Genomic DNA, 13,030 nt, shown 5'->3' with positions numbered 1-13,030 from the left:
ACTCAATGAAAACTCTTATTTCCCTGTGTTTATCAATGCTGTGTTTGATGGTGCTCGCCAAACCCATCGATTCAGCCCATTATGACCAGGTTTTTAAGAGTTATCATGCTTGTTTTATTCTTTATGATTTAACTGAGGGTAAAATAATCAATCTATACAATCCTCTTCAACGCTGCAGTGAACGCCTCGCCCCTGATTCCACGTTTAAAGTGGCCCTTTCTTTAATGGCCTTCGATCAAAAGCTAATTCATCAAAATACCAGGTTTAAATGGGATGGCCAAATCAGGGAGTTAGCCGACTGGAATCAAGATCAAAGCCCTTACAGCTGGCTCAAATACTCAACAGTATGGGTTTCACAACGCATCAGTAGCCAATTGGGAATGCCACGCATTAAGCAATATTTGGCTAATTTTAACTACGGTAACCAGGATTTCTCAGGTGACCCAGGTTTACACAATGGCCTTAGCCATGCCTGGCTGAGCAGTAGCCTTAAAATTTCAGCCTGGGAACAGCTCGATTTTTTGAAAGCCATGCTCAATGGGAAATTAGCACTGGATTCACAGGCAATAGAAAACACCAAGAAAAATATGTACCTGGGCAAGCTCCATAATGGCGCTAACTATTTCGGTAAAACAGGGAGTGGCAGGCATGGACGTAATGAACGCATGAGCAATCCTAGTCCACTGCGAGATGGCTGGTTTGTCGGTTTTATACAGAATGGCAAACATCAGTATATTTTTGTCAGCAATCTTACAGATAAATCCGTTCCTGCAATCAAAAATAACGCTTACGGCAGTGCTCTGTTAAAGCCTATTACCATGTCTTTATTGAATCAGTATTTTACAAAATAAAATAGCCAGCATTTACTGGCTATTTAAACATTAAAGAGCTTAAGCCGTTGGCTTTAAAGACTCTTGCAGGTCTTTATTTAGGATATTATAACGATCACTTAACTCAGCAATTACTCTTTCGGGTTGACAGTCTTCCATTTGTTTTTTAAACCTCTCAATGGCCGAATTTAAGGAGGCCATTTTTATTTTTAGCAATGGATTAGGAGATTTTTCGTTCTCTGCTTTCAAATCATTATAAAGATATTCTTGTGTGTCAAGAAAGTCTAAAGCTTCCCTCAGATTATAAATCCTGGAATCAATCTCTTCCTTTAGATCCTGCAAAGCTTTCTGAGCTTTTGCCAATCGAACCAGGTGATCTTCATGCTCAACCTGGCGTAACGTTTTAGTATAGGTGGAACCAGCATCTCCAAAAAAAGTGGTTTTAGACATAAGTAGCTACTCCGTAATTAATTATGCAGACCATTACTGCTCGCCAGAATTGGATCATCCACTGAAGAAGTTTTATCGTTTAGCTGCTCTACAACACCCAACTCCTCAGTTATGCCACCCGTTAACACTTGACTGCTCTTTTTTCCATCAGTCTTGGTAGCTGCAACCGCTTTCTCAGCGATTATGCCTTTGTCTGAAGGAGAAGCTGCAAACAAAACTTTAGAAGTCATTAACTCAAATTGTGCATGATCAATGCCTTGAACGACATCACGACTGGCTATGGTTCTAATAGCATCCGTGAATTCGTTTTTACAATTACTCATTAATCCTTCTGTTTTGCCAACCTCTTGCTCATGCTGGCTATGATCTTTCTCAAATTCGGCAACGGCGTTACTAAATTGGACTTCGTTATAAGCCATTTTGCCTGCAGAGGCCAATAAACCTACTGCACCAGCTACTGCCAAGCCAAGGGTAATTAAGGCCAAAGGAGCCAAAATGCCCGTTGCCACCAGAATAACTGAAGTGATTAGCATGGCAACAGAAAAGCCACCAACCCCCAATGTACCCGAATTACGCTGGGCAAAAGTTATGTCTGGCTCTTTAGGGGAATTATCGTGCTGGTCTTTCAGCTTGGCTGACAGTCCACCTGCATTATTAATAAATGCTTGAGCTAAATCTTCAAACTCTTTTTGGTCAAACTGGGCTCGATACTCTGGATCAGTTACCAGCCTAATCTGTAAAGAATTTAAAGCATCCACAACAGGGGTAGAATCCTTGAAGGCCTTTATGGCAGTTTCCCTTGCTTGACGTAACAAGGTGAATAAAGCTATCTCATCTTCAGCCTTTTTCGAAAAATCCTCAAAAGCATCTAGGTCAGCTGAAATTAGCTCCTCAAAATTCTGAATTGCTTCAAGTACATTCTCTTGATGAAGTCCATATTTCAAAGCTGTAAGCGCCTGATCTACCTTATCGGCTTGAGCTTGAGGGTCTTGCTCCACAGCATTATTTAAGATTGCTCTTGCTTGGGAAAGATGGGCTTGGCGCAACAGATAATTACGCTCTACACCCGTTACTATATCCCCAAAATTAACATCCATGGCTGCAGTTAAAAACAATTGATTTGCCGCTAACAGTTTTTCTTGTTGAGCTTCATCCTCAATTTGACTAAACGCTTCATTAAATTTGGTATAGAGTTCCAAAAAAGTTGGTTGAAAACTGCTTTCTTTATAAAAATCAATATCCAAGGAGTCTCTTTCAATTTGTTGAATATCCTCTACCAACGAGGGCAAATACTGTTTGCCAAATTCTAAATAGCCATGGAGTATAGATTTCTTCTCGTCTCGATTATCGATATTGTGATCGGAAATAAACCGGGAGTCTAACTCTTCAAAGGTTTCTCGAGAAAATGTTTCACTGTCGAACGCTCCTTCTAGAATTTTACTCAAATTTCTGCAATTTATAATGGGAGTTATACGTTCAAAGATATCTGCATTATCAACTTCTTGTGAGGCTTCTATAAGCGCTTTTGCTTCAATTTGCTCTTCTGAGTTTGCCCTGGGCAACAGAATAGGATGGGTTATGAATGTAACCTCTCTATCTTCTGGTTTTCTGGTGACTCCTCTTATATGACTAATAGAATAATACAGAGGGCGTTCTTCCAGTGGTACATCAGTTTCCTTGGTACCCGACTCATCCAAATCATTTCTTGTGACCGTGATGCATAAACCACAAAGCTCACCATTATCATCCTCATAGCAAACCCGCATAGCCTTGTTTCCCAGAGGTTGCCCCGAAGCTGCAATTGAATTCATATTCAACTTGGAGAGCATTCCGAAGGTGGTACCAAAAATTCCACCGTCAAACATACCCTGAGTAAAAGAGTAATTTTTATCCTGGTCAAGGTGCTCAGTATTGAGCAATTTGCTATGCATTCCTTTTATAGAAGTCTGTTGTGCATAATAAGTGGTTCTTCGTAAATCCTTTCCTATTTCATAAAGATAATGTTCCTTATTAGAGCTTGATGTTGCCAAGAACCCCCAATGCATAAGTTGAGCAAATTCGGTATAACTACCGGTGTACATTCTAAATTTTGCCACTTGCTTTCTCCTACGGAGCTTATATTAGTTACAGTATATAGGTTAAACATTACCAAAATATTAAATGAGCGGCCGTTTAATTCATTTTACATGTTCGTTATTAAAGATTATAGTTAAATTTTTAACCATTACTGATCATGGTGATGGTCATTTTAATTTAATGCTTTTAATATTCTCTTAATTATTCACAAATATACTATTTGTCCATTTTTTGACAAATATTAAGTGCAAAAACTTAATTTACATAAGCTATTTATGAAAGAACTCCAACAACTCCTTCATTGCAGTTTACTCCCAGAACGCAATGATGCGTTCGACTTCCCATTCCCTGAATCCTTTCTTTACTATGACCTAAAGATTGATCCGGCTGAAACTCCCTTAGTGGTGGATGACAAACAAGTAGTGAAACTGCGTTTATTGTTGAAAACCAACCCTAAGGCTCAAGCCTTACATACAGGTAGTGGCGTCAATCGTGCTGTGTGCTGCATTAATTTTGCCAACGGAAGTAAAATAATCCGCTCAGTACTTGAAGACCATTTGGAAAAGCTCGAACACTGTTTCATAAAGCAGTCACCGAAATTCATCCAGACCTTTGCCAGAATGAATGCCAAATCACTGGATTGGAGCCATCACTCCATGAGGGCTTATTATGCAAAACAGAGCACCAACCCTTCGGAATTTTACCGAGAACTGCATGAAAAAATCATCAGCAGCATTGAGGGGCTGATTGCTGGCCAGCAATTTGAAGGCATCAATATTGTGGATGCAGGCTGCGGCGATGGCGAGCTCCTAAAAAAAATAGAATCACGGTTACAAGCGAATTGTAAACTTCTGGGCTTTGATTTTAATCAAAGCAATATTTCAACCTGTCAGCAGCAATACTCCGGACAGTGCCTCTTTCGTCACGGCGATATGCTTCAAATTAAGGAAATTCTTGAAGACGCATTCTTTGATAAAACCTTCAACTCGAAATGGCCTGTCGTTCTAACCTTATCGGGTTCTTTAACTCGTCTGGTTCTAAACAACGGTTTTGAAGCCAGTTCTATTGTAATGGATGCAGCCTCACTTGGAGTTCATTATGTCATTGGTGGGGGTATTGGTGAGCCGCTGATTACTCCCGCAACGGTTAAACGCATTGGCTATAAGCCCCTGTCGTTGGTAAAAGAAAAGAGCATGCACAACTTCTTTGCTTTACAGCTTGTGGAAAGGGATGAGTTTGAAAAGTCCAAAATAGCAAAACTCCAGCGAAGTAATCTGCTCGATTTATCTCTTTGCCCCAATGCACTCAAAGTTCTCGAGCAGGCACAACCATACTTAGAGGAGAACAGTACAATTGATTTTTCATTTCTTCCTTTTAGCAGAGAATTGAAAAAAACACTCAAATCCCTTAGCAAAACCCATTCTGATTTATCTTTAACCTATTGCCATTACGACGCGAAACAGGTTAAAGCCTTTCTGAAGGAGTTTTTCTTACGCGCCAAAGTCTCTATTAAACTTGTATCCCAAGATGCAGTCTTAATCTCCTCAAGCCGGTTTTTTAATCGATTGCAATGCGTTCCTGACCATTTAAGTCCCGAAGAGGCGTTGGCCAATGACGCTATCCTGAATTATTTTACTGAAAACATCCGCCAGCGAGGGAGGCGGCAGTCCGCGCACTGGCTGACGCAACAAAAGGATTTGCTCGAGAGTGTCATTGCAGAATTAAACCTTCACCGATTGGATAGTTTGGAGGATGATAGACCCGTTGCCTTAATTCCTGCCAGTCAGTTGGAAACATTTAAAGACTTGTTGAACCAACGCATACTAACAATTAAATCTGCAGTGCTCGCTGGAAACTTAAGGCAATTGCCACTCCTGCTGTCTTTCTATCGCTATAATTTAGCAGTCAGGGAGCCGGGTAAATTTGAGTATGAATTCATTCAGGTTGGTTCTTTGGAAGAGGAAATTCAATTGTATGCTTGTCTGGCAAATAGTGATGGCGAACGCTTCCTCCCACAAGCCATGAAAATGCTGTCTTGCAATGCAGTAGCAACGAAAGCAAAGCCTCATTCGCCTGAATACATCAAGGCCATCGAATGGATAAAAGCCTTGTATTGTCCCAGGGATGATTGTCAATCTTCACGGACAATGCGCTCCTAGTTCAGGCTTGTAAAAATAAGTTCTTTGTCTTGTAAATGTCTCGGCAGATTTCCAACACGTTCTGTTGATGTTCCTTTAAATTGTTTTTCCTTAAGTTAAGGATGTCCTCATGCAGTTGCTGATGAAAATGTTGATAGGCTGCCCTGAGCTGAATGAATTGTGTCCGAGTTAAGGCCTTCATGCCATACAATGCTTGCAGCAAGCTCAAAATATTAGTCGAGCGCAACAAGCTGTCATTGGAGTGGGTGAGCACCAAAAATTGCACCAGGAATTCAATATCGATTAAACCTCCAGGACCATATTTGATTTCATCCCCACTGCTGTGTTTATGGATTTTGATTCTCATGGCAAGAACTTCATCACGTAAAAGGCTTTCCTCTCGAGAAGTCATCAAAATATCTTGCCGCAAGCGTTTAAATTGCTGCTGAATTTTCAAACTGCCAGTTAGAAATCTTGCACGAATCAGAGCCTGATGTTCCCAAGTCCATGCATGGTGGCGCTGATATTCAGAAAACGCATCGATATGGCTAACCAGAAGACCTGCCTCCCCAGAGGGGCGTAATCGCGTATCAACTGAGTAGAGAATGCCTGACTGCGAGCGGGTGGTGAGCATGTGCAAAATTTTCTGCGTTAGCCGGGTAACTAAACCTTCCTCATCGGCATGAGTTGCATGAATAAACACCAAATCCAAATCTGAATTGTAGTTCATCTCTCTGCTGCCTAGTTTTCCATAGGCCACCACGGCAAAGTTCGATTTTATTTTGGGCATTTGTGGATAGCGCAGGGATAAACGTTCACTGGCTAAACTTAACACTCTGGCCACCACTACTTCAGCCACAGTGGATAAAAAACGGCTGACGCGAATCGCAGGATAGCAGCCATAGACTTCAGCCCTTGCCGCTGAAAGCCAATTCATCCATTTAAATTGCCTCAATGCTTCTTCCTGTTGCTCGCTTTCAGTAGTATGAGCTAACAGTTGGGTTAAATTGTCTTCCAATTGTTTTCGCGATGGCAGACGCCAATCTTGCTCTTGATCCAACAACACTTCCAATAAAAAAGGGTGATTTAACAATAAACTTGTTATAAAAGGACTGTGCCCGAACCAATGCAGCAACTCTTGCAATACAGGAGGATTTTCAGTGATTAAGGCCAGGTAAGAACTCCGGCCTACAATATTTTCCAGCATTTGAATGACTTTGAGCAACAGGTTTTCAGTATTGGGGCGCGTCCCTAATTCACTCAATAGCAAAACCATGAAGCGATCCAAACGCAGCCTCGCTGCTTGCGACAGACGACGGCAACGTGCTGAATGCCGGAAAGCATGTATCATTTGATAGCAACGCTCAGCTTTATCAAAACCGAGACTTACTAAGAGATTAATCGCCATTGTAGTTTCAACGTGCCCCTGCCATAAGCTCATTAATTGATTGGCTAAAACCCTTTTTTCATCTTGATATGGATCAGCTTTAGCCAGTACTGAACGAAACGCCGCACTGATGATGCGCTGAAACTGCTCAAGCCTGTTCAACAATCCTTGCCAGTTTGAATAACCCATTGCAATGGCAATTTGTGCTTGTTTAACTTCGTCCTTGGGCAAAGAATGAATTTGTTGATCATTTTGACTTTGAATTGTATTTTCCAGTTTTCTTAAAAACAAATAAGCTTGCTTCAGGGCATTAGTATGCGACAGGAGGTTAAGTTGCTTTAAACGGGCGAGCGCTTTTAATGTATTTTGCTCCCTTAATTGTGGAAATCGACCCCCTCGAATGAGTTGGATATTCTGTATAACAAATTCAATTTCACGTATTCCTCCAAATCCTCTTTTAATGTCGTCTAGTCTGGGATTGAGCTGCACTTCTCGCTCGATCATGGCTTTCATGCTTCGCAATGATTCAATCACACTAAAATCGACGTAGCGGCGATATACAAAAGGGGTAATTAAACGATGAAACCAATGGTTAGGTTCTTCAACGCTGTCCCCAATTAGACGGGCTTTGATCATTGCATAGCGTTCCCAATCCCTGCCCTGCTCTTGGTAATAAGTTTCCATAGCCGATAAACTTGAAACCAAGGCCCCACTGTCGCCATTGGGACGCAAGCGCAAATCCACGCGAAAAACAAAACCATCTGGGCTGATAGTTTGCAGAATTTGAATAAAGGCTTGCACGACTTTACTGTAATACTGCTGATTGCTGATGATTTCATCCCCGTTGGTCCAGCCTGATGCCGAGAATGCAAAAATTAAATCAATATCTGAAGAATAATTCAGTTCTCGCCCACCCAGTTTTCCCATGGCTAAACAGAACAGTGCACATGATTTGCCATGAGCATCACAGGGCTGACCATAGCGGCGTTGTAATTCCTGTTCGCAAAATTCAAGTGTTTTTAAAATGATGGCATCAGCGCAGTTTGACCACTCCAGCATACTGTCCTCAGTTGAAGCCAGTCCTGCCAATTCCCTGAGGATTAAACGCAATAAATGTTTGTGGCGGAAACGACGAAGCGCTTGTCCAAAACTTTGCATGGATTGAGTATTAAGTGTCGCCAAAGCAGATTGAAATTCGTTAAAGCTGAGAAAACCCTGCCACTCTTTGGAGATTAGTAACTCTTTTAAAATATTGATATGTCGGCAAGCATAATCGCTGGTGCCGATTAACAGTTCAAAAGCCTTGGGTAAATCCTGTTCTGCGAAATCACGCTGATAAGCACTGAGTCTATTTTCCAAAAGAGAGGAAATATCAATCATCATTGTCCTTGTGCATCTTAAATCTCTTGTTTCCAAATGGCTGAACTGATCATATTCTATAGGAATAAAAGGAAGCTTGTGGCCATATATGAAAAAATTAATTTTTGTTTTAACTCTTTTTGTCAGCAGTGTTTCACTGGGTGCACAAGGACAGGATGCAAATGTACAAGCGCAGCAACCCTTAAGGGTTGCAGTGGACAGCTTCACCCCTCCTTTTGTTATGGAAGGGGCAAATCATCAATTATTCGGTTTTGACATCTCCATGATGGATTACCTCTGCCGACACCTACAAAGGCGTTGTATCTTTGTGCCCATGCCATTCGAGCAGATTTTGCAGTCAGTCGAAATGGGCAAAGTCGATGCAGCAGTCAGTGCTTTAACCATCACCTCAGCCCGGGCTACCCGAGTGAATTTCTCTCTTCCTTATCTACTTAGTAATTCACGGTTTTTAACTACAAGCGATAAGGCGAAGCAACCTTTTGGATTGGAATCACTAAATAACCGCACGTTTGGGGTTGAAGAGGGAACCATTTTTCCAACGGTAATTAACCTTTTAGGCGTTAGAAACCCAACCATTAATGAGTATCAAGACGCACCCACCCTAATAGATGCTTTGCAATCAGATAAAATCGATTATGCTTTAATGGATGATCCCTCTGCCATGTACTGGCAAGCCGCATCTACGGGGATATTGGCGGTTGTAGGACAACCCTTCTCTTATGGATTTGGTTTTGGAATAGCAATCAATCCGAAAGCAACTGATCTATTGCAGGACATTAATAAAGCACTCGTTGATTATCAAAATAGCAAAGAATTCAAGCGGGATTATGGTAAATACATTGCCCATTTTTAACTTAGCAGGGATCTCGCAGACTGCTAAATTCCTGCCTAAAATTTTCAGGTTCCTGGCTATGAGTTTTAAACACCATCAACTTAATGTAGTGTCTCACCTTTGGTTATGTAGCGACTGATGACTTGCCGGGTTACAAAATCCCCCTGGCTATCACCATAAAGCGATTTGAAATGCTCAGCTAGGAGACTAACCCAGGAAGACAGGCGAAAATCCATTCTTTTTTCTTCCGTATTGACTACTAATTCAAACAAACCCAGGGAGTCGGTATTTTGTTCTCTAGCGTATTCTTCCATAATTTGTTGAGCCGCGAACATGTCCTTATCTTTTGTTGGCCAATCTTTATTCATTATTCCCCCTAAAACGATGGGTCTTGCAAAACTTCTATTAAAGATGGGGCCTGCGGGCGAAATTGCAAGGTCTACCGCTAATTTGTAAGATGTGGAACTTTAATTATAGGTAGCGATAAAATAATCGGCAATTAATTGTCAATTTGGGCAACTACTGTTTATTGGGCATTGGCTTTACAGCTCCTTGCGGCTCCTGCCAAAGCGTCACAAAAAGTACCATGATAATAGGCCCGACAAATAAGCCCAGTAAACCCAGTGTTTCAACTCCCCCGAGAATACCAAAGAGAACAGCCAAAAATGGCAATTTAATGGCTCCACCAATTAAAACGGGTTTAATAAAATGATCCGCCACAAACATTACAAAAGTACCCCAAACAATAACAAAAATAGCGGAAATCATTGAGCCTGTAGAAATAAGAATAAGAGCTACGATGACAAATACAATGGGAACAACAAAGGGAATCATTGCGGCAAACGCTGTGATAAAACCCGTGAGTGTCGGAGCTGGAAAACCAACCAGAAAATAACAAATGCCCATAAGAATACCTACGCCCAAACCGACAACGATTGTTCCATTGACCGTAGCCCGTAAGGCAGAAGGTAAACGATCCGCATAGCGAAACCACCGTTTTCCAAGACAAAATTCACCAATATGATTGATTTGCTGAATCAGCTTATCGCCATCTCGATAAAAGAAAAACAACGTTAAGAGTGTAAAGCCAAGTTGAAACCCCCGATGCGCTAAATTAACACCAACTTGTTTTATATAGTAACTTGCAGGCGTCAACGAGATGTGTAAATTGGACAACAAATGTCTGACATTACCCGGATTGCCAATATTGCTGTTCCAATAATTAACTAAATCATTACCAATCATCGGAAACTGCTGCAAAAAAGACGGGGCTTGTCCTCCGACTCGATTTACAACTTGCAAATAGTTAATAAATAACTGCAATTCTTTAACCAGAATACCAATCAGCCAGCTCAGCGGAAGCAAAAACAATAAGGTCAAAATAAACGTAAAGCAAAACGAGGCTAAATTATGACGATGGCCAAACCAGGTTCGCCAGCGTAGATATAAAGGATAGGTGGCTATGCCAATGATGCTCGCCCAAACCATGGAAGGAATGAAACGATGAACAATAAAAATAGTCAAAGCAACGATGGTTATGGTTAAACCAATGCTAATCAATTCTTTATGGTTATCATTCATGAATTAAACGCCCAGACTAGCAATTGCAACATAATCCAAGCGGGTATGGCTGCCAACAAATCATCCAACATTATTCCAAGTCCTCCGCCAACATGTTGGTCAATCATTCTTATAGGTTGAGGTTTCCAAATGTCAAATAAACGGAACAGTAAAAAACCTATGATAATCCAAGAAGCACTTAGAGGCACAGCCGTCATGGTCAATAAAAAACCGACCACTTCGTCCCAGACGATCCCGGAATAATCATGTACGCCTAAATCCTTAGACACCTTATCGCAAACCCATACTCCAAGCAGAAAAGCAAGGAGCGTTAATAATAAATAAAGCCAAACCGCCTCACCTGCAATTAATAAATAAACGGGAATTGCTGCCAATGTTCCCCAGGTGCCAGGAGCGACAGGCATTAATCCACTGCCAAAGCCAAAGGCTAAAAAATAAATCGGATTTTGCCAAACCCTGCTTTCCAGATTCGCCATGCTCATTTCATTCTCCTTCAGCCCTAGCTAAAATGTTGATACCCTTGAGTACTTAAAGATGTGATACAACCATCCTCTTGTTCAATCCTTAATCCAGGCTGTTTTTCAATCACACCAATTGGAAAACACTGGATACCTTTCTTTTGTATGGCATGTAAAAAAGCAGGCTCCAGTTTTTCGGGAATTGTAAAACATAACTCATAATCATCCCCGCCTCGAAGTGCAAAAGCAGTTGCCCCTTGCCGCTCATATTTCACAACTAAAGGGTGCACCGGAATGTGTTGTTTCACCAGACAAGCACCAACCTTGCTGCTGTCGCAAATATGGTTCAGGTCGGCACTTAAACCGTCCGAAATATCAATGGCGGCTGTAGCAAACTGTTGCAAAATAGCCTGCAAATCCACTCGAGGTTTTGGGTGTTTTAACTTGTCAAACAAGATTTTTTGATCTTCCTGAGGCAAATCCTTGTTTTCTAAAAAGGTCACTGCAAGGGCGGCCGCCCCCAATTCGCCACTGACGTAAATTTTATCACCCGCCTTGGCCCCACTTCGACGAATGGCTCTTCCCTTAGCTGCCAAGCCATGAATGGTAAGGGTTATCGAAAGGGGACCTCGGGTTGTATCTCCGCCAATTAAAGCAATATTAAACTGGTTCAGTGAATCGTGGAGCCCCTTTGAAAAACGCCCCAACCAACTCTCGTCGCATGAAGGTAAGGTTAAAGCAAGGCTAACCCAACATGGAAGGGCTCCCATAGCAGCAATATCGCTGACATTGACCATAACGCTCTTGTAAGCAATATCATAAGGATCCCAGCTGCTTAAAAAATGAACCTCAGCCACAAGGGTGTCGGTACTGATTAGTAATTCATAACCTTCAGGAATGCTTACGCAAGCCGCATCGTCACCAATCCCGAATACGACGTCAGTTCGCAACTTTGCCGGCTCTTTAAAGAACACATCAATTAAGGAAAATTCATCCATTACTAATTTCGATTTTTCTAATTTTTTGCGCCAGATTGTTTAATACACCGTTTACATAGCGATAGCCATCTTGTGAACCAAACTCTTTATTGAGCGAAATGGCTTCATCCAATACGACTCGATAAGGAATTTCAGGGCAATGCAACAACTCAAAAGCCCCCAATCTCAACACGGTAAGTTCAATCGGATTTAAGGCTTCAATTTGTCTGTCCAAGAATGGCTTGATGTTTTCTTCCAATTCATTGAGATTGGCAGGAACACCATGGAGCAAACGAGTAAAATAATCCACATCCACTTTTGCCATATTGTTATTCATGTGAAACTGCGTTTCAATTTCATATAACTCATGCTTGGACATAAGCCATTGATAAAGAGCCTGCAGCGCCAACTTTCTGGCCCTTCTTTTTCCAGCAATTGCCTGTTTTTCCACCACTTACCTCATGAATTTTTATTGTCTTTCATTTCATCAATTGTTTGTCTGAAATCACTCACGTCTTTAAAGCGCTTGTATACTGAGGCAAATCGAACATAAGCCACATGATCAAGACGGTACAACTGCTTCATAACCAACTCCCCGACTTCACGCGAATCAATTTCCCGTTCTCCCCGTCGACGGATTTCCTGAGTAATGCTGACAATAGCTTCTTCAAGGGCATCCAGACTGACTGGACGTTTTTCTAAAGCACGCAGCATTCCAGCTCGCAAATTACTTATATTAAAAGGCTCCCGACGACCGTCTCGCTTGATAATGGAAGGCATTATCAGCTCGGCGGTTTCAAATGTTGTAAAACGCTCATGGCAGACGAGACATTGCCTTCTTCTGCGGACTTGTGCGCCCTCAGCCACCAGTCGAGAATCCACCACCTTAGTTTCTTCCGCATGACAAAATGGACAATGCAT

12 protein-coding genes are annotated in these 13,030 nt (G+C 41.7%); 3 read left to right on the top strand and 9 right to left on the bottom strand.

Annotated elements, in window-relative coordinates; genetic code table 11:
* The first annotated feature begins 5 nt into the window (after nt 1–5).
* Nucleotides 6–851 (top strand): penicillin-binding transpeptidase domain-containing protein, encoded by an 846-nt coding sequence (locus tag EL203_RS04070; protein ID WP_058470392.1) that lies wholly within the window; start codon nt 6–8, stop codon nt 849–851.
* 39 nt (nt 852–890) lie between these two features.
* Here EL203_RS04070 and EL203_RS04065 read toward each other — a convergent pair whose 3' ends face one another.
* Nucleotides 891–1,280, bottom strand: coding sequence for a hypothetical protein (locus EL203_RS04065; RefSeq protein WP_058470393.1), 390 nt, complete (start codon nt 1,278–1,280; stop codon nt 891–893).
* A 17-nt stretch (nt 1,281–1,297) separates the two neighbouring features.
* A complete protein-coding gene (locus tag EL203_RS04060; protein ID WP_126320090.1) occupies nt 1,298–3,376 on the bottom strand; it encodes a hypothetical protein in 2,079 nt (692 codons plus the stop codon).
* Between the two features lie 255 nt (nt 3,377–3,631).
* On the opposite strand from EL203_RS04060, the gene EL203_RS04055 reads away from it, so the two are divergent.
* Nucleotides 3,632–5,515, top strand: a complete 1,884-nt coding sequence (locus tag EL203_RS04055) for a methyltransferase domain-containing protein (RefSeq protein ID WP_058470395.1) — start codon at nt 3,632–3,634, stop codon at nt 5,513–5,515.
* Nucleotide 5,516: 1 nt separating this feature from the next.
* On the opposite strand, the gene glnE is transcribed toward EL203_RS04055, so the two are convergent.
* Nucleotides 5,517–8,264 carry a bifunctional [glutamate--ammonia ligase]-adenylyl-L-tyrosine phosphorylase/[glutamate--ammonia-ligase] adenylyltransferase gene (gene glnE, locus EL203_RS04050; protein WP_058470396.1) on the bottom strand — a complete coding sequence of 916 codons (2,748 nt, stop codon included), beginning with the start codon at nt 8,262–8,264 and terminating at the stop codon, nt 5,517–5,519.
* An 85-nt stretch (nt 8,265–8,349) separates the two neighbouring features.
* Here glnE and EL203_RS04045 point away from each other — a divergent pair, with 85 nt between their 5' ends.
* Nucleotides 8,350–9,114 carry a transporter substrate-binding domain-containing protein gene (locus EL203_RS04045; RefSeq protein WP_058470397.1) on the top strand — a complete coding sequence of 255 codons (765 nt, stop codon included), beginning with the start codon at nt 8,350–8,352 and terminating at the stop codon, nt 9,112–9,114.
* A gap of 80 nt (nt 9,115–9,194) precedes the next feature.
* Here EL203_RS04045 and EL203_RS04040 read toward each other — a convergent pair whose 3' ends face one another.
* From EL203_RS04040 to nrdR, 6 genes are all read right to left on the bottom strand, one after another.
* Nucleotides 9,195–9,461, bottom strand: a complete 267-nt coding sequence (locus EL203_RS04040; protein ID WP_058470398.1) for a hypothetical protein — start codon at nt 9,459–9,461, stop codon at nt 9,195–9,197.
* Nucleotides 9,462–9,612: 151 nt separating this feature from the next.
* Entirely contained in the window at nt 9,613–10,674 is a 1,062-nt protein-coding gene (locus EL203_RS04035) for an AI-2E family transporter (RefSeq protein ID WP_058470399.1), read from the bottom strand.
* On the bottom strand, nt 10,671–11,156 hold the full coding sequence (locus tag EL203_RS04030) for a phosphatidylglycerophosphatase A family protein (protein WP_058470400.1): 486 nt from the start codon (nt 11,154–11,156) through the stop codon (nt 10,671–10,673). Before EL203_RS04030 ends, EL203_RS04035 begins: the two co-directional genes overlap by 4 nt.
* A 17-nt stretch (nt 11,157–11,173) precedes the next feature.
* The gene (gene thiL, locus EL203_RS04025; protein ID WP_058470401.1) at nt 11,174–12,130 is read right to left on the bottom strand and encodes a thiamine-phosphate kinase; all 957 of its coding nucleotides are present in this window, start codon (nt 12,128–12,130) and stop codon (nt 11,174–11,176) included.
* Nucleotides 12,123–12,560, bottom strand: a complete 438-nt coding sequence (gene nusB, locus EL203_RS04020) for a transcription antitermination factor NusB (RefSeq protein ID WP_058470402.1) — start codon at nt 12,558–12,560, stop codon at nt 12,123–12,125. Before nusB ends, thiL begins: the two co-directional genes overlap by 8 nt.
* Nucleotides 12,561–12,568: 8 nt before the next feature.
* On the bottom strand, nt 12,569–13,030 hold the full coding sequence (gene nrdR / locus EL203_RS04015) for a transcriptional regulator NrdR (protein ID WP_058470403.1): 462 nt from the start codon (nt 13,028–13,030) through the stop codon (nt 12,569–12,571).

Origin of the sequence: Legionella jordanis (assembly GCF_900637635.1) — a bacterium.
Classification (GTDB): Bacteria; Pseudomonadota; Gammaproteobacteria; order Legionellales; family Legionellaceae; genus Tatlockia; species Tatlockia jordanis.
The sequence above is the reverse complement of the archived record's forward strand: the minus strand, read 5'-3'. Positions and strand labels throughout refer to the sequence as shown.